Origin of the sequence: Aminobacter sp. BA135, from assembly GCF_050859125.1 — a bacterium.
Classification (GTDB): domain Bacteria; phylum Pseudomonadota; class Alphaproteobacteria; order Rhizobiales; family Rhizobiaceae; genus Aminobacter; species Aminobacter ciceronei.
Map to the genome: position 1 here is coordinate 148,642 of NZ_CP139572.1, position 24,626 is coordinate 173,267.

19 protein-coding genes and 1 riboswitch are annotated in these 24,626 nt (G+C 64.6%); of the genes, 16 read left to right on the forward strand and 3 right to left on the reverse strand.

Annotated elements, in window-relative coordinates; all coding sequences use genetic code 11:
- Positions 1–252 precede the first annotated feature (252 nt).
- The 16 genes from exbB to SLT36_RS00850 all read left to right on the forward strand — a co-directional run bounded on the left by exbB (position 253) and on the right by SLT36_RS00850 (position 18,019).
- Positions 253–1,305 (forward strand): tonB-system energizer ExbB, encoded by a 1,053-nt coding sequence (gene exbB / locus SLT36_RS00775; RefSeq protein ID WP_432288529.1) that lies wholly within the window; start codon positions 253–255, stop codon positions 1,303–1,305.
- 10 nt (positions 1,306–1,315) lie between these two features.
- Positions 1,316–1,777 (forward strand): TonB system transport protein ExbD, encoded by a 462-nt coding sequence (gene exbD, locus SLT36_RS00780; RefSeq protein ID WP_067954728.1) that lies wholly within the window; start codon positions 1,316–1,318, stop codon positions 1,775–1,777.
- Positions 1,774–2,685 carry a TonB family protein gene (locus tag SLT36_RS00785; RefSeq protein WP_432285349.1) on the forward strand — a complete coding sequence of 304 codons (912 nt, stop codon included), beginning with the start codon at positions 1,774–1,776 and terminating at the stop codon, positions 2,683–2,685. Before exbD ends, SLT36_RS00785 begins: the two co-directional genes overlap by 4 nt.
- Before the next feature lie 374 nt (positions 2,686–3,059).
- Positions 3,060–3,563 carry an RNA polymerase sigma factor gene (locus tag SLT36_RS00790; RefSeq protein ID WP_432285350.1) on the forward strand — a complete coding sequence of 168 codons (504 nt, stop codon included), beginning with the start codon at positions 3,060–3,062 and terminating at the stop codon, positions 3,561–3,563.
- A 112-nt stretch (positions 3,564–3,675) separates the two neighbouring features.
- Positions 3,676–4,647: a FecR family protein gene (locus SLT36_RS00795; RefSeq protein WP_432285351.1), complete on the forward strand. Its 972-nt coding sequence runs from the start codon at positions 3,676–3,678 to the stop codon at positions 4,645–4,647.
- 130 nt (positions 4,648–4,777) lie between these two features.
- Positions 4,778–7,054, forward strand: coding sequence for a TonB-dependent receptor (locus SLT36_RS00800; protein ID WP_432285352.1), 2,277 nt, complete (start codon positions 4,778–4,780; stop codon positions 7,052–7,054).
- A 59-nt stretch (positions 7,055–7,113) separates the two neighbouring features.
- A complete protein-coding gene (locus SLT36_RS00805; protein ID WP_432285354.1) occupies positions 7,114–7,398 on the forward strand; it encodes a DUF2218 domain-containing protein in 285 nt (94 codons plus the stop codon).
- 92 nt (positions 7,399–7,490) lie between these two features.
- Entirely contained in the window at positions 7,491–9,272 is a 1,782-nt protein-coding gene (locus SLT36_RS00810) for an IucA/IucC family protein (protein WP_432285355.1), read from the forward strand.
- Positions 9,256–10,968, forward strand: a complete 1,713-nt coding sequence (locus SLT36_RS00815) for an IucA/IucC family protein (protein WP_432285356.1) — start codon at positions 9,256–9,258, stop codon at positions 10,966–10,968. Before SLT36_RS00810 ends, SLT36_RS00815 begins: the two co-directional genes overlap by 17 nt.
- A gap of 10 nt (positions 10,969–10,978) precedes the next feature.
- Positions 10,979–12,247 (forward strand): AMP-binding protein, encoded by a 1,269-nt coding sequence (locus SLT36_RS00820; protein WP_432285357.1) that lies wholly within the window; start codon positions 10,979–10,981, stop codon positions 12,245–12,247.
- Positions 12,247–13,548, forward strand: a complete 1,302-nt coding sequence (locus tag SLT36_RS00825; protein WP_432285358.1) for a DUF6005 family protein — start codon at positions 12,247–12,249, stop codon at positions 13,546–13,548. The genes SLT36_RS00820 and SLT36_RS00825 overlap by 1 nt, the downstream gene beginning before the upstream one ends.
- Complete coding sequence (locus SLT36_RS00830) at positions 13,545–14,390, forward strand: sugar phosphate isomerase/epimerase family protein (RefSeq protein ID WP_432285359.1); 846 nt, start codon at positions 13,545–13,547, stop codon at positions 14,388–14,390. Before SLT36_RS00825 ends, SLT36_RS00830 begins: the two co-directional genes overlap by 4 nt.
- A 72-nt stretch (positions 14,391–14,462) precedes the next feature.
- Positions 14,463–15,368 (forward strand): siderophore ABC transporter substrate-binding protein, encoded by a 906-nt coding sequence (locus SLT36_RS00835; RefSeq protein ID WP_432285360.1) that lies wholly within the window; start codon positions 14,463–14,465, stop codon positions 15,366–15,368.
- Complete coding sequence (locus SLT36_RS00840) at positions 15,368–16,330, forward strand: ABC transporter permease (protein ID WP_432285361.1); 963 nt, start codon at positions 15,368–15,370, stop codon at positions 16,328–16,330. Before SLT36_RS00835 ends, SLT36_RS00840 begins: the two co-directional genes overlap by 1 nt.
- Positions 16,323–17,264: an iron chelate uptake ABC transporter family permease subunit gene (locus SLT36_RS00845; protein ID WP_432285362.1), complete on the forward strand. Its 942-nt coding sequence runs from the start codon at positions 16,323–16,325 to the stop codon at positions 17,262–17,264. Before SLT36_RS00840 ends, SLT36_RS00845 begins: the two co-directional genes overlap by 8 nt.
- Positions 17,261–18,019, forward strand: a complete 759-nt coding sequence (locus SLT36_RS00850) for an iron ABC transporter ATP-binding protein (RefSeq protein ID WP_432285363.1) — start codon at positions 17,261–17,263, stop codon at positions 18,017–18,019. The genes SLT36_RS00845 and SLT36_RS00850 overlap by 4 nt, the downstream gene beginning before the upstream one ends.
- 49 nt (positions 18,020–18,068) lie before the next feature.
- On the opposite strand, the gene SLT36_RS00855 is transcribed toward SLT36_RS00850, so the two are convergent.
- The 3 genes from SLT36_RS00855 to metH all read right to left on the reverse strand — a co-directional run bounded on the left by SLT36_RS00855 (position 18,069) and on the right by metH (position 24,586).
- On the reverse strand, positions 18,069–19,166 hold the full coding sequence (locus tag SLT36_RS00855) for a 2Fe-2S iron-sulfur cluster-binding protein (RefSeq protein WP_432288530.1): 1,098 nt from the start codon (positions 19,164–19,166) through the stop codon (positions 18,069–18,071).
- Positions 19,167–19,188: 22 nt separating this feature from the next.
- Positions 19,189–20,436 (reverse strand): aromatic ring-hydroxylating oxygenase subunit alpha, encoded by a 1,248-nt coding sequence (locus SLT36_RS00860; protein WP_432285364.1) that lies wholly within the window; start codon positions 20,434–20,436, stop codon positions 19,189–19,191.
- Positions 20,437–20,554: 118 nt separating this feature from the next.
- Positions 20,555–20,761, reverse strand: a riboswitch (cobalamin riboswitch).
- A gap of 87 nt (positions 20,762–20,848) precedes the next feature.
- The gene (metH, locus tag SLT36_RS00865; protein ID WP_432288204.1) at positions 20,849–24,586 is read right to left on the reverse strand and encodes a methionine synthase; all 3,738 of its coding nucleotides are present in this window, start codon (positions 24,584–24,586) and stop codon (positions 20,849–20,851) included.
- Between the last annotated feature and the right edge of the window lie 40 nt (positions 24,587–24,626).

The window sequence follows — 24,626 nt, forward strand, 5'->3', positions numbered from 1 at the left end:
CCTCCGATTTCCCTGCGCGTCAGCCCTTTCGATCGCGCTTCGTCCTCGACGCATGAATTCTGGTGTGTCATTCTCATGTTTCTTTGGCGCTTTTCTTGATTAAAGAAGTCAACAATGTTAGAGGCCCGGCACGACACCTGCCTTTGAGTCATTTGCGTGCGATCGGAGACTGCGGACATGAGAAGCATCTGGGGCATCACAAGCACCGGGACGGCTTTCGGGTCGCAAGCTCAGTATCGGTCCGGACGCATCATGGCAGCGGCGCTGTGCATCACTCTGAGCGCGGGCGCGGCTTTCGCCCAGCAGACCGCGCCGACTGAGGTGGAGCCCACGGCACCCGCAACGAGCGCTCCAACGGCTCCGGCCGAAGCAACGCAGCCACGTATCAACGCCCTGCCGCAGCCAGGCGCCTACGTCGCACCACAAGCGGACCAGGCTCCCGGTGAGCCGACAGTCGCACCGGCGGCCACAGCGCCTGCAACCGGGCAGCCTGCTGTGTCCGCGCCAATCGACACGACCGTCGGTGGACCTGCCGGCACGGACGTTCCCAAGAGCCTTTTGCCGCACGACCTGTCGCCCTGGGGCATGTTCATGGCCGCCGACTGGGTGGTCAAAGGCGTGATGATCGGCCTTGCCTTCGCTTCGCTGATCACCTGGACCGTGTGGCTGGCCAAATCACTCGAGATCGCCGCCAGCAAGGCGCGGCTGAAGAAGGCGCTGCGCGGTATCCTGCACGCCCGCAGGCTCGCCGACGCCTCGCAGGCGCTCGGCGAACGCGCCGGCATCGGCGGCGTACTTGTTCGCGCCGCCGTCGACGAGTTCGAGATGTCGGGCCACGAATTCGGCCATGCCGACGCCTCCGGTATCAAGGAGCGCGTCGAGTCCAGGCTGATGCGCATTCAGGCGCAGGCCGGCCGCCGCCTCAGCCGCGGCACCGGCGTGCTCGCCACGATCGGCTCGACGGCACCCTTCGTCGGCCTGTTCGGCACCGTCTGGGGCATCATGAATTCGTTCATCGGCATCTCGGAATCGCAAACGACCAACCTCGCTGTCGTCGCTCCCGGCATCGCCGAAGCGCTTCTCGCGACCGCCGTCGGCCTGATCGCCGCCATTCCGGCGGTGGTGATCTACAACGTCTTTGCGCGTTCGATCACCGGTTACCGCCAGGGCCTGGCCGACGCCGCAGCCGGCGTGCTGCGCCTGGTCAGCCGCGATCTCGATCGCCAGCCACAGCGCAGCGAGCGCTTGCCGGCCAATGAAGCCATGCGCGGCAACGGGCGTGGCGCGCCTGCCGTCGCTGTCTAGGAGACGGGCCATGGCCGGCGGCATCAGACAATCCGTTGACGAGGACGATCTCCAGGAAAACCACGAGATCAACGTGACGCCGTTCATCGACGTCATGCTGGTGCTCTTGATCATCTTCATGGTGGCAGCACCACTGGCCACCGTCGACGTCAATGTCGACCTACCGGCCTCGACCGCAACCGCCACGCCGCGCCCTGAGGAGCCGCTTTACGTGACGCTGAAGGAAGACCTCAGCATCTCGATCGGCCAGGACGCGGTTGCGCGCACCGCCTTCCAGCAGCAGCTCGATACCGCCGCCAAGGCCGACAAGGAAACCCGCATCTTCCTGCGCGCCGACCGCGGCGTCGACTATGGCGAGCTGATGGAAGTGATGAACCTGATGCGCGGCGCGGGCTACCTCAAGATAGCGCTCGTCGGGCTGGAGCAGGTGCAGGCCACTCCGCCTGCGGTCAGCGAGGGGCAGGCGCAATGAGTGCTGCAACGCATGACCAGTTCAGCTTCGGCGGCATCAGCCGCAGCGAGGCGTTGCTGTGGTCGACGGCGGCGGCCGTCATCCTCTCCGTCCACATGGCCGGCGCCTGGTATCTCAACCAGCAACCGCCAATGATGATGGAAGACATGCAGGCGCAGTCCGCCGTGATGATCGACCTCGCGCCGATGGCAATGGCCCCGGAAGCCGTTGAGCAGGACGCGACCGACATGGTCGACAGTGCGGCGGCCGAAAACGTCGAGGAAATGACCGAGACCATTCCGCCCGATCCAGTCGAGCCGGTGACCGAGCCGATCGAACCCGTCGAGCAGGTCGCGGAGCTGACGCCGGAGCCTCTGGAAGAAGTCACCAAGGCCGAGCCGATCGAGGAAGTGATCCCCGACCTCGTCGAGGCACCGCTGCCCGAAGTGGCGATGGCGATCCCCGAACCGCGTCCCGAGATCAAGAAGCCGAAGCCGGTGGAAAAGCCGGTGCGCGAAAAGAAGCCGGTGCAGAAGAAGCCCGAGCCGGTCAAGGAAGCCAAGATCGAGAAGAAGCCGTCGCAGCAGAGCGCCGCGGCGAAGAAGTCGGCGCAGAGCTCCGACAGCGTGCGCGCGCCCGCACCCGGCCAGGGCGGCGGCAAGGCAATGTCGCCGGCGCGCTGGCAGTCGCGCGTCTTCGCCCATCTGAACAGGCACAAGCCGCGCAACGTGCGCAACCGGGGCGTTGCCGCAGTTCAGTTCTCGTTCAATTCCGGCGGCGACGTGCTGTCGGTCAAACTTATCAATTCGTCTGGCGACCCGGCCCTCGACGAAGCTGCGGTCAGCCTGGTGCGCCGGTCCTCGCCGATCCCGGCGCCGCCGCCGGCGGTGCCGTCAGTGATCGTGGTTCCGATCGACTTCAAGCGCTGACGGGCGCCTCCCTGTCAGATGCAGCCAGGCGCAGTCCCTCATCGAAACGCCTCGTGGTTCACGTCCTGCCTCCATGGTCGGCTGGCGATCGGCGTTGGCGCCCGCGCGTGCCGTGTGGCGTTTCCGCTACACCCGTAAAACTTTCTTGTTGCGACAATTCGTCCGGACCGCCTCACGTCCATCGCTGTTAGTTCAGCAGAATCAAACACTAAACATGATAAAAATAGGAAGGTTTTAATCCGCAACTCGGACAGTGCCGTGTTTTTCCCTAAGGTGTTGGGGTTGCAGGCACTTTTTTGATGGCCTATCGAACGTCCGTCGCGGCCGCCCCCCAGGCATGCGCGATCGGAACTGGTGCAAACAAGAGTGAAAAAATGACACTCACCAGGCTGATGACCAGCTTTGCGACGTTGCGTCCGCGCATCGAGGCGCTGACGCGTGGCCGCGTCGGCTGCAGCGCGACCGCCGAAGACATCGTTCAGGACACGTGGATCAGGCTGTCCAACGTCCGTCATGACGACGCCATCGACAACCACGCCGCCTTCACCATGCAGGCGGCGAAGAATGCTGCCATCGGGCACTTCCGCAAGCAGCAGCGGCGCAACGCGATCGACGCCGAGGTCAATGAGCTTCTGTCGACGTCGGTCGACGAGATCTCGCCCGAACGCATCGTCATGGGTCGCGACATGCTCCGCGCCGTCGACAAGGCATTGCAGACGATGCCGGAGAGAAGCCGGCGCATCTTCCTGATGAACCGCGTCAATGGTGTCTCGCACCGCGAAATCGCCCGCCAGCTCGGCATCAGCGACGAGGCCGTCTACTACCATATCCGCCGGGTGATCGAACGCCTGGCCGAGCTGCGCGACAGCAACGGCTGACCTGTTCCAAGATTTATTTTGCCGTGACGCTTAGGCGTGGTGCCATCTCGCGTGTCTATGATAGCAAGATGGTTAGTGTGCCCGAACGGATGGGCACGTACTGCGTGTGGCGATGGGCAAAGGGCAACAACGATCCGAGATCGACCGTAGCGTCGCACTGGATGCGCGCGACTGGATCGTGCGACTGACGGCCGGCAATGTCAGCCGGCAGGATCTCGACCGGTTCCACGCCTGGCGTGCCCAGTCACCGGAGCATGCGCGGGCCTTCGCCCACGAGAAGGAATTCTGGCAGCTGCTGCAAAATGTCGACGGCAGCGGCCTGGATGTCGCCCCGGTTGCTGCGCCAAGGCCTCGGCCGACCGTCAGCCGGCGCAAATTCCTCGTTGGCGGTGCCGTCGCCGCCTCTGCGGCGGCTGTCGTTGCCCCGCGCGTCCTGACCTGGATGCGGTCGGACTTCACCACCGGTGCTGGCGAACAGGCAACCGCCACCCTGCCCGACGGCTCGACGATGCTGCTCAACACCAACAGCGCCGTCGACGTCGATTTCCAGCCGGGTCTGCGGCTGGTGAACCTGCTCTCGGGCGAGGTGGAATTCTCGGTCAGGCCCGATACCCGCGCACCGTTCCGTGTCGCGGCCCTCGGCGGCAACAGCGATGCCGTCGAAGGCACCTATGCTGTTCGTTCCATCGCAGACGAAGTGACGGTCACGGCATCGGCAGGACGCATTTCCGTCTCGGGCGGCGCCAAGGCCGATGCGGCCAACACCGTGTCGCTCGCCCCCGGCCAACAGACGCGCTACCTCACTGGGAAGGCGCCGCTCGCAGTTGCCGACGTCAATCTCGAGAGCGAACTCGCCTGGCGTGGCGGCCGCGTGGTCTTCGAGGGCAAGCCCTTCGGCAGCGCCATCGGCGAGCTTGGTCGCTACGTGCCCGAACGCCTCGTGATCGCTACGCACACCCATGATGCGAGCCCTGTAAGCGCCGTGTTCCTGACGCGCGACGCCCATGACGCGATCGAGGCCCTGGCCCAGACGCAAGGGATGTCGGTGCATCGGGTTCCGGGCGTCGTCATCGTCATCTCCTGAGCCCGACGAAGTCGATCCAACTTATTTCAGAAAAATCGCAACTGGCTCTTTAGGCAGTTGGCCCGTTCGCGCGTCACACCATCGAGGGCGCGCGGCGGATGCGTGCGCCAGACCTTTGGGGACCAGCACGATGGGCAACAGCAACATGGATTTTGGCAGCAGGGCGTCGGGGCGCCTGCTGGCACGGCTTCTTGTGGGCACGGCGCTTGGCGCCGGTATGCTGACGGCTGGCACGGCGATGAGTGTTGCCCATGCACAATCGGCGACGCGCGCGCAGAGCATCAGCCTGCCGGCACAGTCGCTCGGCCAGTCGTTGAGGCAGCTGGCGGCGCAGACCGGCCTGCAGATCGCTTTCGGAACCGCTGACATCGGCGGGGCAGCCGCCCCTGCCGTCTCGGGTAACCTGTCGCCGGAACAGGCGCTGCAGCGCCTGCTCGCGGGCAGTGGCCTCAACTATCGTTTTACCGGGCCCAATACGGTTTCGGTCCAGTCGGCCTCCGCCAGCGCGGCGACCGGCGGGCTTAGCGTCTCGGCCAACGGCGCGGTGGTTCTCGACACCATCGACGTGACCACGCTGGGCTCCGGCGGCAGCGTCAACAATGTGCAGATCACGGCCGAGGACCTGGCGCAGAAAGCTCCTGCCGACCTGCAGGAAGTGTTCGCCAACGAGCCCAAAGTCGCCGTCGGCGGATCGACCACCACATCGCAGAAGGTCTATGTCCAGGGCATCGAGGAAAACAACCTTGCCGTGACGGTCGACGGCGCACGGCAGAACAACAAGGTCTTCCACCACAACGCGACCAACCTGATCGACCCTTCGCTGCTGAAGGCCGTCAGCGTCGATGCGGGCGTGGCGCCCGCCGATGCCGGCCCCGGCGCGCTCGCCGGCTCGATCGCTTACGAGACCAAGGACGCGCGCGACCTGCTCGAGCCGGGCAAAAGCCTCGGCGGCCTGGTCACCGGCACCTACGACTTCAACAGCAAGACCTCGACCGTCGGCCTATCGGCATATGGCATGAAGGACGGTTTCGAGTTCTTCGGCTATCTGAACTTTGCCAAGGGCGACAACTACACCGCCGGCGACGGCAGCATCGTCGACGGCACCAGCGCCAACCTTTTGAGCGGCCTCGGCAAGGTCGCCTACCAGGCCGAAAGCGGCCACCGCTTCGAGCTCAGCCACGAACAGTCGCGCGACGATGCGCCGAGGCCGTTCCGCGCCAATATGAGAGAACTGGTTCCCAATCCGAAGCCCTGGGAGCCGCTGATCCGCGACTACAAGCTCGATCGTCGCAGCACAGTCTTCACCTACACCGATGAGTCCCCCGAGGGATGGTGGGACCCAAAGGTCGTGATCGCCTATACCAGCAGCAAGGTGGAGACGACCGTCTATCCGAAGCCCGCAGTTTCCGCGCCATACACCGCAATTGGCCTGACCGAGAGCTTCAACGGCAAGGCGGAAAACCGCTTCGCGCTCGACATCGGCAGCATCACCGCCGGCTTCGACTTCTACAAGGACACCGCCGATCTCGAAGACAAGTTCGAACCGGCAACCGAGCACGCCAGCAATGTCGGCATCTATGCTCAGGCTCGTCTCGAGCCATGGGAGCGGACGCGGCTGTCATTCGGCGCACGCGGCGATAATCAGTGGTTCGAGGGAACGACGGGACAGGAATGGACCAATGCCGGTCTGAGCGGCAACATCTCGGGCGAATATGACCTCGTTCCCGAGTTCCTCACTGCCAAGGCCGGATATTCGCATGTCTGGGCCGGCGTGCCGCTGGCCGAGAACTTCATCTTCAATCCGAACTGGAACTATGGCGCCGGCCCGAAGCCGGTGACATCGGACAATCTGACGGCCGGCCTTCTCGCGACCTATGAAGGTTTCACTCTGGAAGGCAGCATCTTCCGCACCGACATCTACGATGCCCGCACCGCCCGCTACCAGGTACCGCGGGGCATCGAGACCCATGACGTACGTTCCCAGGGCTTCACCATCGCCGGCGGCTACGACTGGGGTGCGGGCAATGTCAGCGTCAAATACGCCAATATCGACGTCACCATTGACGGCAAGCCTGCCGATTCCGACCTTGGCACCTACCTGGTAACGCCGGTTGGCCAGATCATCACGCTCTCGGCGATGCACCGTTTCGACGACTGGGGCGTCAAACTCGGCGGCGACGTCGAGATCGCGCTCAAGGACGATGTTTTCAAGGGGCATGAGGTCGTCAACATCTTTGCCGAGTACCAGCCGGAGTCGAACCCGAACCTGACCTTCCGCGGTGAGGTGAAGAACCTGTTCGACGAGAACTATGCCGGCCGGGCCACATATGGACAGGAGTTCGTCACTGTGAAGCCGTTGCTGGAGCCGGGCCGATCATTCCGGCTGAGCGCGACGGCCAAGTTCTGACCCTGATGGCCACGGGCGTTGTCCGTGGCCATTTCAACTGAAGCACGGACGGAGAGAGCATGTTTCAATCGACGGGACGGTTCGAGACCGAGCACGGCGTGAAGTATCTGACCCAGCTGTGCAGGCATTTTGCCCACAAGGTCGAGGTGAGCCATGGCGACGGACATGGCGAATGCCACTTCCCGTTCGGCCATGCCGTCATGAATGCCGATGCCATCGCCCTGACCATCGAGGTGGATGCGCCCGACGCCGAACAGCTGGCGCGGACCAAGGCCGTCATCGACGACCACCTCGTCCGCTTCGCCTTCCGCGAGCCGGAACGCAGCATCGCGTGGAGTGCCTGAGGCGCCAGGCAGCGCCTACGTTCCCGAGAAAATCCGTCAGATACCTAGCTGCTGCAAGGGACTCTATCGGTCAAACCATGTGGTGACGACAGATGAAGCTCACGCAGCGGCAGGTTGCCGAACACGCGACGTTCCAGAATTTCGCCAACTGCTATGTCCGCGAAATCTCGCCCGGCAGGGTGACCCAGCACAGGGTCGGACCGGAAGACCCCGTCGACTGCATCGAACTGGTTCTGGCAGCACAGCAGCTGGTGCTGCGCGCCGAGCTTCGGTCGCACTCGCTCTGCGGCCCGCACCGCTTCGGACAGGTCTGGCAGCGCCGGGCGACGGAAGGCGGCTGGCGCAATGTCGAGCCCTTCGCCGCACTCCAGCTTTTGTTGCAGGAGGCCTACAGGCAGCTGCATGACGAGCGCGGCGATGCGATGCGCGGCTGCGAACTCGAACTGCTCGGCCGGGCGCTGCAGAGCTACCAGCAGACGCTGCGCTACATCGAAGCGCATCGCGTCGACGAAGATGACGACAGCTTCATCGCAGCCGAACAGTCGCTGGTGTTCGGCCATTCGCTGCACCCGACGCCGAAGAGCCGGCAAGGCATGAGCTCCTGGCAGGAGCCGAGCTACGCGCCTGAGCTGCGCGGCAGTTTCCAGCTTGTCTATTTCGCCGTCGATGCGTCCCTCGTCAGCCACAAGTCGGCCGCCAGGCAATCGGCACCCGAGATCGTCGCGTCGCTTGCAGGCCAGGACGAGATCGAGACCCGGCGTGGTGAGATGCTGCTGCCGATGCATCCGCTGCAGGGCGAAGCGCTCTTGCTCGACGACGGCATCCGCGACCTGCAGGCATCGGGCAAGCTGCGCCTCATCGGTCCGGCCGGCCCGGCATTCACCGCAACGTCCTCCGTGCGCACGGTTTACAACAAGGATCTGCCATGGATGCTGAAGTTCTCGCTGCCGGTGCGGATCACCAATTCGCTCAGGGTCAACAGCCGCAAGGAGCTGGAAGCAGGCGTCGCCATGGCGAAGCTTATGCAGCGGACAGGCATAGGCGGCGGCGACGGCCGCTTCAGGATCATTTCCGATCCGGCCTACATCACGCTCGATCTGCCCGATCGCTCCGAAAGCGGGTTCGAGGTGATCCTGCGCGAAAACCCGTTTGTCGCCTGCAAAGGCCAGGGCAAGATCACCATCGCAGCACTGACCGCCGAACCGCTGCCGGGTGAATGGTCGCGGCTCGAACGCATCATCCGCAACATCTGCCTGAGGGACGGCACCCATCCCGATCTGGTCTGCCGCTACTGGTTCCAGCGCTATCTCGACTGCGCGCTCGACCCGCTGGTCTGCCTCTATGACGATTTCGGCCTGGCACTCGAAGCGCACCAGCAGAACAGCCTGATCGACGTCAGCCAGGGCTATCCGAGCACGGGCTTTTATCGCGACAATCAGGGCTTCTACCTGTCGAAACGCCATCGCGCCCGCCTCAGCCAGCATGTGCCGGAGGCGGCGGAGATCGCCTCGCTCTATTACGACGACCGCGATATCCAGGACCGCTTCGCCTACTATCTGATCGTCAACCAGATCTTCTCGGTCATCGCCCGCATGGGACATGACGGCCTGATCGACGAGGAGGTCCTGCTGCACATGCTGCGCGACCGGCTGGAGGTGCTGTCGCGAACGACATCGGGCGTCGGCCGCGAATTCGTCCGCGGCGTACTCGACCGCCCGACCGTGGCGTTCAAGGCCAATCTGATGACGCGGCTGTTCGATGTCGACGAGCTGCAGACAAGCAACGAGCGCTCGCTTTACGCCCGCCAGCCCAACCCGCTCTTTGCTGCGATGACCGGCCTCTACCACGGAGACGGCAGTGCCCTTGCCTCTTGACCTGACCGGCCGCCCCGATGAGCGCGTGGTCAGGCAGCTTGTCGAGGCCGTGCTGTATGAAGGGCTCGTCGAGACGACGGTAACCGGTGACGCTGCCCTGCAGATCTTCGTGTGGTCGCATGGTGCAAAACGGTTTCGTTGCACCGGCGTGAAAGGCGCGTTCGGTCGCATCCGCCTTTCAGCTGGCTCGATCGAGAGCGAGAGCCGCGACGGCGCGTGGCACGCTGCGACACTCGACGAGCTGGTGGCAAGCCTGCCGGCATCGGCGGAAGACAAGCGCCGGCTGTTGGGCGAGTTGTACAGCACGGTCGCACATTGCAGCTGGAACGAACGCAACCTGCCCTATGGCCCGCGCAGCGACCTTGGCTTCGCCGCGCTCGAAGGCGCGCTGCACGAGGGTCATGCCTACCACCCGTGCTTCAAGGCACGGTCGGGGTTCAGCGAAAGCGATCACCGCGATTTCGGCCCCGAAGCCGGCAACAGCTTCCAGCTCGCCTGGCTGCTGGTGCGGCGAAACGAAATAGGACAGCGCCTGCCCGGCGACGAGACGACATTCTGGCACGACGAACTCGGTGCTGAGACCTTTGCCGCGATCAACCGGCGCCGCGCCGAGCTCGGCGTGAGCTGGGACGACTTCGCGCTGCTGCCGCTGCACCCCTGGCAGTGGCAGTCGCTGCGGGAGACGCTGCTTTCGCCATGGCTGGCGGACGGCACGGCGCATTTCGCCGGTTTCGCCGGCGACCGCTACATTGCGAGCCAGTCGATCCGGACCTTGCTCAACGCAGATCGTCCGGACGCTGCCAACGTCAAACTGTCGATGAATATTCGCAACTCGTCGTCGCTCAGGACGATCGAGCCGCATTCCGTGTGCACGGCACCAGTGATCTCGCGCTGGCTCGGTGACATCGTCGCCGGCGATCCGCTGTTCAGGACGACCTATCCGCTTGTCGTGCTCGGCGAATATGCCGGCATCATTGCCGGCCGCGACGGGCCGCTGGCCGGCCAGTTGGCGGCGATCTGGCGCTGCAGCGTCACCTCGACGCTGGCCGACGGGGAACAGGCCGTGCCGTTCAACGCACTGATGGCTGTCGAGCATGACGGAAGCCCCTTCATCGACGCGTGGGTGCACCGCCACGGCTTCCGCAACTGGCTGGGGCAATTGTTGCAAGTCGCTGTGCTGCCGGTCTGGCACCTGCTCGTCGGACACGGCATCGCCACCGAAGCGCATGGTCAGAACATGGTGCTCGTCCATCGCGACGGCTGGCCGGTGCGGCTGGTGCTGCGCGACTTCCACGACAGCGTCGAATATGTGCCCGGCTTCCTGCGCCAGCCGGACAAGGTGCCCGATTTCCTGGCCCTCGATCCGGCCTATCGGGACGCGCTGCCCGACCAGTACTACTGGATGGAGGATGTCGAGACGCTAGGCGAACTGGTGACGGACGCGCTGTTCGTCTTCAACCTCGCCGAGGTCTCGCACCTTTTGCAGACATTCTACGGCCTGCGCGAAGCCGACTTCTGGACAGCCATCAGGCGGATGCTGGCCGACTATGCTGCCGCCCACGGGCTTGGCGCGCGCCAGGACCAGCTCGGGCTCAGGAGGCCGACATTGACGGCTGAAGCCCTGCTCGCCCGCAAGCTGAACACCGGCCGTTCGAGCCACGCCGTTCCCAACCCCCTCTCCACCCCCGACACCTGAAGGAAAATCGATGTTCCAGATCGACGACAGGTACTATGACCGACAGAAGTTCGAGCAGATGTTGGCGCAGAGCGCCGACCGTGCCGGACTTGACCCGAACGGGCGCTATGCCGTCTGTTTCAGCGACACGGCGGCCTGGCTGGTGCTGTTCTTCGCCATCCGCAACATCGGCGCCAGCGTCTTCCCGATCCATCCGGCAACGCCGCATGCCGCGGCACGGCGCCTGGCCGTCGCGGCGGGCTGCCACGCGCTCTATTTCAACAGCCTCGACGCCGAGACGCTGTCGAGCGAAACCGCGCCAGGCGCCACCGGTCAGCTGCTGCAGATGAGCTCGGGCACGACGGGCGCGCCGAAATGCATCGCCCGCGGCTGGGCCGAGATCGACGCCGAGGTGGCAAGCTATGTCGCGACCTTCCGCAAGCCGGAAGACATGACGCCCGTCATCGCCTGCCCGACGACGCATTCCTACGGGCTGATCTGCGGTATTCTCGTCGCCCTAAAGCGCGGCCGCACGCCAGTGATCGTCGATGCCGGCAATCCGAAGTACCTGCTCAGGACCCTGCGCGGTATCGAGCGGCCATTGCTCTATTCGTCGCCGGCGGTGCTGCACACGCTGGCCCGGCTGATGCCCGAAGGCGAGAAGCTCCATGCGGCGATGACCTCGGGCACGGTGCTGCCCGAGCCATGGTTCGCCCGCATCCGCGCACGGACGACGTATCTGTTCCAGCAATATGGCTGCTCGGAAACCGGCTGCATCGCCGTCAATCCTGATGTCACCGACGCCGCCGACATGGGCTTCGTGCTGCCGCACCACGTTGTTGCCTGCAGCAACAGTGCTGTTGCGCCATCCGAGATGATCGTCAGCGGTCCCAACGGCGACGTCGCCACCCGTGACCTCGGCTACTACAGGCCTGATGGCATGCTGGTGTTCGTCTCCCGGCTCGACGACACGATCAATGTCTCCGGCCTCAACGTCTATCCGCGCGAGGTCGAGGACGTGGTGATGTCTATGCCCGCCATCACCGACGCCGTCGCTTTCCGCAAGGCCGATACGCTGGCCGGCGAGCGGGTCGGCCTGCTGTTCAGCGCCACCGAGCGGCTGGAGGGGCCCGTCGTGCGGCAATGGTGCGCGCAGAACCTCGCCAGCCACCAGCTGCCGATGGAGATCGTCCAGGTCGACGCTATACCACGCCAGGCCAACGGCAAGATCAGCCGGCGCGAAGTGGCGGCACAGCATGCCGCCGGCCAGTTCACGGCAGTGGCCAGGGAGGTCGCGTGATGAACACCGAACAGGTGATCGAAGCGATCGGCACAGTGCTGCACGATCCCATGAAGCACGCCCATGTCGACCGTTTCGGACCCGAGGCACGGCTCAACGAGGACCTCTATCTCGACTCGGTGCTGATTCTCGAGATCTTCCTCAGCCTGGAGCTCGAGTTCGGCCTGGCCGCGCCGGAGGAAGCAATCAACCGCCAGGACATCGAGACGGTACGCGAGTTGGCGCAGCTGTTCACCGGCGAGGCGAGTGTCGCTGCAGAGCGCTCCGCGCCGGCCGGTGAAGGCGTGCATGGCGAGGACTATATCGACATCAAGGTGCATTGCTTCGTCAGCAGCGTTTGCGACGCGCTGAAGCGCTCCGGCATCGACCAGCGGCCATTCTATTTCAGCGTCTGGGACGCCGGCTTCGCCATCAACGAGCGCTGGCAGCTCGCCTATCACGACAAGTCGATCAACCACGATTTCTTCCGCGCCTGGTACCAGCGGCTCTACGGCGTCGGCATGCATTGTTGGTACGACCCGGCACGGTCGAAGGACCAGAACATCGTCGTCATGCTCGACCTGCTCGAGCGCAAGCGCGACAGTGAATATCTGATGGTGATGCTGGACCTGTTCCACCTGCCGGAGCGGGAGAACAAGTTCAACCAGAACCCCTTCCCGCATTATCTGATGATCGAGAAGACCGACGATCCCAAGATCTGGCAGGTCAACGATCCCGACTTCCGCTGGGAAGGTCAGATCGCCCGCGACAAGGTCATCCACGCCATCCGCCAGCCAACCGTCGGCGGCGGCTACATCTTCGACCGGCTGGAAGCGCGCGTGCCGACCGCCACCGACCTGCGCGACTTCTTCCTTGCCTGCTACCAGCCCGACCACAATCCGCTGGTCGACGGGGTGCGCCGCATCGTTTCAGCCCATCTCGACGGCAGGGACGGCGTCAAGCTCGCCGATCTTGGCGCGGCACTGCGCGAGGTGCCTGTCATCTCGATCCGCAAATATGCCTATGAGCACGGCTTCGCCTTCTTCTGGCGCGAGATGAAGCTGGCCAATGCCGATTTCGACCATTGGTGCGACGAGATCGAGCGGGTGATCCAGGACTTCAAGGCGCTGCACTACGCCGTCATGAAGCTGGCCCAGACCGGGGACCGCAGCCTCGCCGACGACGTCTTGCTACGGCTCGACACACTGGACGGGCTCGAAAGGCGGATCAAGGCCAGGCTCGGTGAGGTCTTCCAGGCCTGGTGCGCCACAAAGGGCATTCCCCACACACTTCCCGCCGAACTGCTCGGAGCAGCCGAATGAAAATCTCGCTCTGCACCATCACCTTCCGCCATCACCTCGTCTCGCTCGAGGACATCGCCAGATGGGCTGGGGCCAACGACTTCCAGGGCATCGAGCTGTGGGGGGCGCATGCGCGTAACCTGGCCTACCAGCCGCAATGCGACGCCGACTGGCTGGCCGGGCAAGGGCTCAATGTGCCGATGGTCAGCGACTACCTGCCGCTCGATGGCGACGCCGAAACCTTGCGCAAGAAGACCGTCGACCTGTGCCGCCTCGCCCGGCATTGGCGGGCGGGCAAGATCCGCACCTTTGCCGGCAGCCGCGGCAGCCGGGATACCCCGGCCGAGGTCAGGCGTATCCTCACCGCGCGGCTGCACGAGGTTGCCGGGATCGCCGCGGATTTCGACCTCGAACTTTTGGCCGAAACGCATCCCGGCACGCTGGCCGATTGCGGCGCCTCGACGCTCAGGCTGGTCGCCGAGGTCGACCATCCGGCGTTCAAGATCAATTTTGACACGCTGCATGTCTGGGAAGGCGGCGACGACCCCGTCGCCGCGCATGCAGCGATGCGTCCGCATATCCGCCATTACCATCTCAAGAATGTGCGCTCGCGCGCCGATCTCAGGGTCTTCGAGCCGGCTAATGTCTATGCTGCAGCCGGTAGCCGCGAAGGCATGACGCCGCTGTTCGACGGCAAGGTCGACTACCGGCGCTTCCTTGCAGAGCTGCGCGACGACCCCACTGTCGAGGCTTCGCTCGAATGGTTCGGCAATGATTGTTTCAATGTCCTGCGCAGTGACCGACAAGCAATCAAGCGTCTGAAAAGCCCCAATGAAGTCTTGCTGCGCACCGGCAGCTTCTGATATGCGCAAAAGAAGAGTATTTAGCGAAGGTTTTATCCAACCAACGCCCATCGTCAAGGACGGAGATAACAGATGAAGTTTGTTCGCCTGCTGGCCACTCTTTCGGCGGCACTGGCTATTGCCGCCGCACCCGCCCTTGCAGTCGAGATCACCACCGCGACCGGCCCCAAGACCATCGACAAGGTACCGGCCAAGGTCGCCGTCTACGACATCGCCGCGATCGATACGCTGAACCGCCTCGGCATCGAGCCGGCCGGCATCCCCGACAAGCTGTTCGTGCCGGAACTCGCCGGCGTCGCCAAGGGCGCTGCCGTCGTCGGCACGCTGTTCGAGCCGAATCTCGAGGCGCTGAATGCGCTCGCCCCCGATCTGGTGATCGTCGGCGGCCGTTCGTCGACGCAGGTCGAGGCGACGTCGCGCGTGGCGCCGACGATCGACATGACGATGGATGGCGACGACCTGGTGACCCAGGCCAAGGCGCGCCTCGCCGCCTATGGTGAGCTGTTTGCCAAACCTGACGAAGCAGCCGCTGCCGCCAAGGAGCTGGACGCCGCGGTCGAAGCCGCAAGGCAGGCCGTCAAGGGCAAGGGCAAGGCGCTGATCCTGATGACCAACGGCCCGAAGATCACCGCCTACGGCCCCGGCTCGCGCTTCGGCTGGGTGCACAAGACGCTCGACCTGGAGCCGGCTGTCGCCGACGTCGAGGCGGCAACGCATGGCGAGGCGATCTCGTTCGAATTCATCAGCAAGACCAACCCGGACTGGCTGCTGGTGCTCGACCGCGCCGCGGCGATCGGCTCGAACGACCAGGGCGCCAAGGCAACGCTCGACAACGAGCTGGTGGCCCAGACGACCGCATGGAAGAAGGGCCAGGTGATCTTCCTGCCGTCGCCCGACTTCTACATCGCCGCCGGTGGCGTGCAGTCGACGCATCGCGTGCTGTCCACCATCGAGCAAGCCTTCTCCAAGGCCAAGTGATGGCAGCGTTGCCCAACGCCCGGCTGCTCGTCGCCGCCGGGCTCGTCGGGCTTTTTGCCGTCAGCCTGAGCATCGGCGTCGATGATCTGCCGATGGGCAGCGTGTTCAGCGACGCTGGCGCACTGCAGCTTCTTTTGGTCAGCCGCCTTCCGCGAACCGTGGCCGTGGTGCTGACCGGCGCCGGCCTGGCGATTGCGGGGCTGGTGCTGCAGATCCTGGTGCGCAACCGCTTCGTCGAGCCGATCACCACCGGCACCGGCCAGAGCGCCGCACTCGGCGTGCTTGCCGTGACCTTGCTGTTTCCGACCGCCTCGATCGCGATGAAGACGCTTGGCGCCAGCGTGACCGCACTTGCCGGCACGTCGATCTTCCTTGGCATCGCGCATCGGCTGCCGCCGACGCAGCCCTTTCTCATCCCGCTGTTTGGCCTCGTCTATGGCGGCGTCATCGGGGCTGCGGTGACGTTCACCGCCTGGCAGACCGACCTTTTGCAGTATGTCGACGTCTGGACCAATGGCGAGTTCTCCGGCGTGCTGCGCGGACGCTACGAGCTGCTGTGGATCACGGCTGGCATGGTGGCGCTGGCCTGGTGGGTCGCCGACCGGCTGACCATCGCCGCGATGGGGCGCGAGGTCAGCCTCGGGCTCGGCCTCAACTACCAACGCATCGTCCAGCTCGGCCTGGTCATGGTGGCGGTGATCTCGTCGTTGGCCGTCGTCGTCGTCGGCATGATCCCTTTCGTTGGACTGGTGGTACCCAATCTCGTTTCGCGCCTGATGGGCGACAATCTGAAGAGCGCCCTGCCTTGGGTCGCCGTCACCGGCGCTACGCTCCTGCTGGCCTGTGACGTCGTCAGCCGCGTCATCCGCTACCCTTACGAAATTCCTGTAGGTACCGTGCTCGGCGTCGTCGGTTCGGGGCTGTTCCTGTGGATCCTGTTCGGGCGAGCGCAGCGTGCCTGACAAACGTCTCCTGATAATGGCTGTCGCGGCCCTGATCGCGGTGATTGCCTTCATGACCATCGGCCTGCGCGGCAACATCGCCTTCGCGCTCGAACTGCGCGCCGTGCGGCTGGTGACGCTGATTCAGGTCGGCCTGGCAATCGCAATCTCGACGGTGGTGTTCCAGACGGTGACCGCCAACCGGGTGCTGACGCCGCAGATCATGGGGCTCGACGCGCTTTACCTGTTCGGCCAGATGGCGCTGGTGCTGGCGCTCGGCAGCGTCGGTTACGTCGCGCTCGACCCGCGCCTGAAATTCGCCGGCGAGGCCGGCCTGATGATGGTCATGGCGCTGGTACTGTTCCTGCCGATGCTGCGGCGGCGGTTCGACATCGGCCTGCTGCTGCTGACCGGCGTCGTGCTCGGCGTGCTGTTCCGCAGCCTCGCCTCGCTGATCGCGCGGCTGATCGACCCGAACGAATTCGCCGTCGTCCAGGGTTCGAGTTACGCCGACTTCAACACGGTGCGGCCGGACCTGGTCGTCATCGGCCTGGTGGTGACGACGATTGCCGCCATCATCCTCTGGCGCCAGCGCCACCTGCTCGACATCGTCGCCCTGGGCGCCGACAGTGCCACCGGGCTTGGCGTGTCATGGACCAAGGCGCTGACCGGGCTGCTGCTTTTGGTGGCTGCCCTGGTTGCGGTGTCGACGGCGCTGGTCGGGCCGGTAACCTTCTTCGGGCTTCTGGTGGTGGCGCTGGCCGAGCGCATCGTCGACAGCCGCCGCCATCACCTGTTGCTGCCGGCGGCGATGCTGACCGCCGTCATCGTGCTGCTTGGCGGCCAGATGGTGCTGCAGCATCTTCTGGGCGGTGCCGCGACGCTCGGCGTCGTCATCGAATTCGTGGGGGGCCTCGTCTTCCTGGCCATGCTGATCACAACGAGCAAGCGATGATCGAGATCAAGAATGTTTCGTTGCGCCTCGGCGACACGCAAATCCTGGAGGATGTGTCGCTGACCATGCCCAAGGGCGGGGTGACGGCGCTGGTCGGCCCCAACGGCGCCGGCAAGTCGAGCCTGTTGTCGCTGATCGCCCGGCTGCAGCCGCTGCAGAGCGGATCGATCTCGGTCGACGGCCTGCCGGTCGACACGACGCCAAGCCGCCAGCTGGCCAGGACGCTCGCCATATTGCGCCAGGACCCGGCGGTGGCAAGCCGGCTCAAGGTGCGCGAACTCGTCGGCTTCGGCCGCTTTCCGCACCAGCGCGGGCGAATCGACGCAAACGACATGAAGCTGATTGAGGCGGCCTTGCAGCAGTTCGGCCTGATGGATCTCGCCGACCGCTTCCTCGACAATCTGTCGGGCGGCCAGCGCCAGCGCGCCATGGTCGCCATGGCCTTCTGCCAGGGCACCGACTACATGCTGCTGGACGAACCGCTGAACAATCTCGACATGCTGTTTGCCCGCCAGTTGATGCGCGACCTGCGCGCGGCCGCCGACAACGACAGGCGCACCGTCATCGTCGTTTTGCACGACATCAACCACGCCGCCGTCTATGCCGACCGGATCGTTGCAATGAAATCGGGGTGCGTCGTCGCCGACGGATCGCCGGCGGAGGTGCTGCAGCCCGACATGCTGGCCCGCGTCTTCGGCTACGGCATGGACGTCATCGACGTCGGCGGCGCGCCGCTGGTGCTGCACCACCGCTGACTTTTCCCAACTCCGGACGGAAACCGCTGCACGGTTTTCCTGACTTGCGCTACGCCTCGACCTCGATCGCCGACAGCGGCTTCGAGCAGCAGGCAAGGATGAAGCCATCGTCGATCTCGTGGTCGAGGATGCCGCCATTGTGGCTCATCTCGACCTCGCCGGAGAGCTTCCTGACCTTGCAGGTGCCGCATAGGCCGAACTCGCAGGCCGCCGGAATACGCACGCCCGAAGCACGCGCCGTCTGCAGCACGGTCTGGCCGGAGAGGCAGTCGGCGTCGACATCAGACAACGCGAAACGGACCGGCAGGACGGCATCCGGCACAGTCTCGCTGTCCCCGCCCGGCGTCGAGAACGGCGCGGGGACCTCCTCGACGGCAGGTGCGGCAAAGCTTTCTTGATGGTAGCGGGACATGTCGAAGCCGGAAGACTCGAGCATGCCGCGCACGGCGCGCATGAAGGGATCTGGGCCGCAGCAGAACACCTCACGCTCACGGAAGTCGGGCGACAGCAACGGCAGTCGCACCGCATCGATGCGGCCCATATGGCCGAACCAGCCTTCGCGGCTCGACCGCTCCTCGATCATGAAGCCGAGCGACAGTCCGGGCATGTGTGTGCCCAGCAGTTCGAGCTCCTTCCGGAAGATGATTTCTTCCGGACGGCGCGCGCAGTTGACGAAGGCAACGTCCGTCCACGGCGCGCAGTCGTTGAGCCAGCGCAGCATCGACATCATCGGCGTGATGCCGGACCCGGCCGAGACGAACAGGTATTTGGCGGCCGGATGCTGGTGCAGCGAAAAATCGCCTGAAGGTCCATAGGCCTTGATGCGGCCGCCCGGCTTCAGATGGTCGAACATCCAGCGTGTGCCGACGCTGCCCGCCTGCGCCTTGACGGTGACGGCGATGGAGAACGGCCGCGACGGGCTGGACGACAGCGTGTAGGTGCGCATGACGGGTGCCGGTTCGGCCGGCAGTTCGAGCGTCACGAACTGGCCCGGCTTGTAGCGGAACCAGGTCTGGTTGTCGGAGCGGAAGGTGAAGGTCCTGACGTCGGGCGCCTCGTCGGTGACGCCGATGACCTCCAGCACCTGGAGCCGGTCGTTCCAGGGCGCCATTTCGTCGAGGTTGCGGTAAAGGCCAAGCTCGGTCATCGCGTTCATGCCCCTCTCCCGGTCAGGCGACGTTGCGCAGGACCGGCTTGCCGCCGTCGGCCAGCCGCGGTTCGATGAAGCCGACGTACCATTCGATGAACTGCATGACGCCGCCCTCGTGTTCCTCCGAATAAGGCCCGGGCTCGTAGGCCGGCGATTTGATGCCGAAGGCATTTTCCTCGACGATGCGGCGGTCCTGGTCGTTGGTCTCTGTCCAGACATGGGTCAGTTCGGCCAGGTCGTAGTCGACGCCTTCGACGGCATCCTTGTGAACCAGCCATTTGGTGGTGACGGCGGTTTCCGTGGCGCTGATCGGCAGCACGCGGAAGGTGACGGCATGGTCGCCGAGCACATGGTTCCAGGTTGTCGGATAGTGATAGAGCAGCAGCGTGCCGATCCTGTCGGCCGAGACGCTGTCGGAGAGGTTCTTCCGCACTGCGCGCTTGCCCGACATGGTGTAACTCACCGCGTCACGCAGCAGTGGCGCGCGTGTCGCCCTGTACTGGCCGCCGGCATCGATGCGGAACTTGCTCGGCAACCCCACCGCCTCGCACTTTGCCCAGTGCGCCAGCATTTCGGGATCGCTTTCGGCGCCATTGACGCCGGTAACGTTCGGCGCCTCGGGAAAGGTCTTGCACAGCTCAGGGTGATTACCGGCGCAGTGGTAACACTCGCGGTTGTTTTCCCAGACCAGCTTCCAGTTTCCCTTCTCGACGATTGTGCTTTCGAAGGCGACTTTGGCTTCGCGCAGCCGGTGCGGCAGCAGGTACGGCTCGACCATGGCCCGCATCGGCGCGAAGTCGGCGGGCTCGTCGGCGAGGCAGATGAAGATGTAGCCGCCGACGGATTCGCAGGCGACCGGCTTCAGGCCGAACTGGCTCTTGTCGAAGCCTTCCGCCATCTGGCGCGCGAACAGCAGGCGGCCGTCGAGTTCGTAGGTCCACTGGTGATAGGGGCAGACGAGCTTTGCCGCGGTGCCCTTTTCTGTGGTGCAGACGCGGCTGCCGCGGTGGCGGCAGGAATTGTGGAAGGCGCGCAGCTCGCCCTTCTGGTCGCGGACGAGCACGACGGGATAGTCGCCGACCTGGACGGTGAAGAAGCTGCCCGGCTTGGCCAGTTCGCAGTCATGGCCGACAAACAGCCAGTCGCGGTACCAGATCAGCTCGAGGTCGAGCCGGTAGAAATCCGGGTCGGTGTAAAAGGGCTGTGCCAGGCTGAACCCGTCGCGGCGTCCGCGCAGCAGCTTCAGCATTTCGTTCTTCGCATCCATGTCCTGTCCTCGCACCAAGGACTGAACGGGTGGCTTGATTTGGGAAGAACGCCAGCCGGCGGACGCAGAGGTCCGTGCAGCAACGATCCGCCTCTTGACCGCCCACCGCGATCAGTCGAGTTCTGTCAGGTTCAAGGCTGGTTTCCGGGCTTCGGAGCTGTCCTTTCGGACTGTCTCGACACCTTCCCAGGCCGGCTGGCCCAGTGGTCTCCCGTCGAAACAATAACTCCGCCACCGTTGCGGGGGCAGCGCCGGCTTCTCACCGGCTTCCCAATTCTCCGCTTCGTCTCACACTCGAAGCAGCACCTTGAACATGACCGGATCAGACCACGGATTGGTGGCCGGGCACGAGCATGAAAACGACACGGGCTCAGCGCAAAGGCGACAGAGCCCATGTGATGTCATCGTGTTGCTATTCGGCCGCTTCGGCGAACGATGCCGGCACATAGTTGAGGATCGGCCCGAGCCAGCGTTCGACCTCGGCGACGGTCATGTCCTTGCGCCGTGCATAGTCTTCGACCTGGTCGCGCTCGACCTTGGCGACGCCGAAATAATAGCTTTCGGGGTGGGCGAGATAGATGCCCGACACCGACGAGCCCGGCCACATCGCCATGCTTTCGGTGAGGCTGACGCCGGCGGTTTTCTCGGCATCGAGCAGGCGGAACAAGGTCACCTTTTCGGTGTGGTCGGGCTGGGCGGGATAGCCCGGCGCCGGACGGATGCCGCGATAGGGCTCACCGATCAGGTCGTCGGGCGCGAGGTTTTCATCAGGCGCGTAGCCCCAGAACTCCTTGCGCACCTTCTCGTGCATGCGCTCGGCGAAGGCCTCGGCGAAACGGTCGGCCAGTGCCTTGACCATGATCGAGGAGTAGTCGTCATTGGCGCGTTCGAAGCGCTCGGCGATCGCCACTTCCTCGATGCCTGCAGTGACCACGAAGCCGCCGAGATAATCCGGCTTGCCGCTGTCGGCGGGAGCGATGAAATCCGCCAGCGCGACATTGGCCTTGCCGTCGCGCTTGGTCAGTTGCTGGCGCAAGGTGAAGAAGGTGGCAAGCTCCTCGCTGCGTGCCTCGTCGGTGAACAGCCTGACGTCGTCGCCAACGGCATTGGCCGGCCAGAAGCCGATGACGGCCTTGGGCGCGAACCACTTCTCGTCGATGATCTTCTTCAGCATCGCCTGCGCGTCCTCGAACAGCTGGCGCGCCGCGGCACCCTGCTTTTCGTCGTCGAGGATCTTTGGATAGCGGCCCTTGAGCTCCCAGGTCTGGAAGAACGGCGTCCAGTCGATGTAGCGGGCAAGCTCGGCCAGGTCCCAGGCTTCGAACACCTTGGTGCCGAGGACGGTTGGCTTAGGCGGCGCATAGGTAGTCCAGTCGACCTTGTGCGCATTGGCACGCGCCTTGGCCAGCGGCAGTCGCTGCTTGTCAGCTTCCGAGCGGGCATGGGCGTCGGCGACCTTCTTGTATTCGGCCTGCACCTGTTCGACGTAACCGCCCTTGGCCTCAGGCGACAGCAAGTTGGACACGACACCGACAGCGCGGCTGGCATCGGTGACGTAGACGGTCTGGCCCTTTTCGTAACGCGGGTGGATCTTCACCGCCGTGTGGACGCGGCTGGTGGTGGCGCCGCCGATCAGCAGCGGAATGTCGAACCCCTCGCGCTCCATTTCGGCAGCGACATGCGCCATCTCGTCGAGCGAGGGCGTGATCAGGCCCGACAGGCCGATGATGTCGACCTTCTCGTCCCTGGCGACCTGGAGGATCTTGGTTGCCGGAACCATGACGCCGAGGTCGATGATCTCGTAATTGTTGCAGGCGAGCACGACGCCGACGATGTTCTTGCCGATGTCGTGCACGTCGCCCTTGACGGTCGCCATCAGGATCTTGCCGGCGCTCTGGCGCTCGCCATTGTCGATGCCATTGGCGGCGTTGGCCGCCTTCTCCGCCTCCATATGTGGCAGCAAGCCGGCCACCGCCTGCTTCATGACACGGGCAGATTTCACCACCTGCGGCAGGAACATCTTGCCGGCGCCGAAGAGGTCGCCGACGACATTCATTCCGGCCATCAGCGGGCCTTCGATGACGTGCAGCGGACGCTCTGCCCTCAGCCGCGCCTCGTCGGTATCGGCGTCGATGAACTCGGTGATGCCGTTGACCAGAGCGTGACTGATGCGTTGCTCGACAGGCCAGTCACGCCAGGCAAGGTCGCGCTCCTTGGCCTCCTTGCCGGCTGCTCCCTTGAAGCGCTCGGCGATATCCAGCAGCCGTTCGGTGGCGGTGCCGCCGGCCTTGGGCAGGCGGTTGAGCACGACGTCCTCACAGGCCTCGCGCAGCTCCGGGTCGATCGATTCATAGACGGCGAGCTGGCCGGCATTGACGATGCCCATGTCCATGCCGGCCTGGATGCAGTGATACAGGAACACGGCGTGCATCGCCTCGCGCACCGGCTCGTTGCCGCGGAAGGAGAACGACAGGTTCGACACGCCGCCCGAGACATGGACATGCGGCAAGGTCTGGGTGATCTGCCTTGTCGCCTCGATGAAGTCGACACCGTAATTGTCGTGCTCCTCGATGCCGGTGGCGACAGCGAAGATGTTGGGATCGAAGATGATGTCCTCGGGCGCGAAGCCGGCTTGCTCGGTCAAGAGCTTGTAGGCGCGAGTGCAGATCTCGACTTTGCGCGCCTTGGTGTCGGCCTGACCCTGCTCGTCGAATGCCATGACGACGACGGCAGCGCCATAGGCCCGGCACAGCCGGGCATGATGCAGAAAGGCTTCCTCGCCTTCCTTCATCGAGATCGAATTGACGATCGGTTTGCCCTGGACGCATTTCAGCCCGGCCTCGATCACCTCCCATTTGGAGCTGTCGATCATGACGGGCACGCGGGCGATATCGGGTTCGGCGGCGATCAGGTTGAGGTACTCGACCATCGCCTTCTTCGAGTCGATCAGGCCCTCGTCCATGTTGATGTCGATGATCTGCGCGCCATTGACGACCTGGTCGCGGGCGACGTCGAGGGCGGCGGCATAGTCGCCTGCGGTGATCAGCTTGCGGAACTTGGCCGAGCCGGTGACGTTGGTGCGCTCGCCGACATTAACGAAGGGAATCTCGTCGGTGAGCGTGAACGGCTCGAGGCCCGACAGGCGCATCTGCGGCTTGAGCTCCGGCACCTGGCGCGGTGGATATTTGGCGACAGCCTGCGCGATGGCGCGGATATGCTCAGGCGTCGAGCCGCAGCAGCCGCCGACAATGTTGATGAAACCCTCGCGCGCGAATTCCTCGACCTGGGAGGCCATGAATTCGGGGCTCTCGTCATACTGGCCGAAGGCGTTGGGCAGGCCGGCATTGGGATAGGCGCAGATGAAGGTCTCGGCGACATCGGACAGTTCGGCCAGATGCGGGCGCATGGCGGCCGCGCCAAGCGCGCAGTTGAGGCCGACCGTGAACGGATCGGCATGGCGGACCGAATTCCAGAAGGCCGACGGCGTCTGGCCGGACAATGTGCGGCCGGACAGGTCGGTGATGGTGCCCGAAATCATCACCGGCAGGCGCACGCCCTTTTCGATGAAAATCTCGTCGCAGGCAAAGATCGCCGCCTTGGCGTTGAGCGTGTCGAAGATGGTCTCGATCAGGATGATGTCGGCGCCGCCGTCGATCAGGCCGCGCAGCTGTTCGCCGTAAGCGATGCGCAAATCGTCGAAGGTGACGGCGCGGTAGCCGGGATTGTTGACGTCAGGCGAGATCGAGGCGGTGCGGTTGGTCGGCCCGAGCGCGCCGGCGACAAAGCGGCGCTTGCCGTCTTCCTGCTGCGCCCGGACGACGGCGCGGCGGACCAGCCGCGCGCCGTCGCGATTGAGCTCATAGACCATGTCCTCCATGCCGTAATCGGCCTGGGCGATGGAGGTCGACGAAAAGGTGTTGGTCTCGATGATGTCGGCGCCGGCGATGGCGTATTTGTAGTGGATCTCCTCGATCGCCTTGGGCTGCGACAGGATCAGGAGGTCGTTGTTGCCCTGCTGATGGCAGGCGCAACCGGTGAATTTGTCGCCGCGGAAATGGTCCTCGTCGAAGCCGAGCCCCTGGATCTGGGTACCCATCGCGCCATCGAGGATCAGGATGCGCTCGCGCGCCGCCGCTTTCAGCGCTGCCATCACCTCCGAACCATCTGGCTTGGCGGCAACCGGCCCAAAC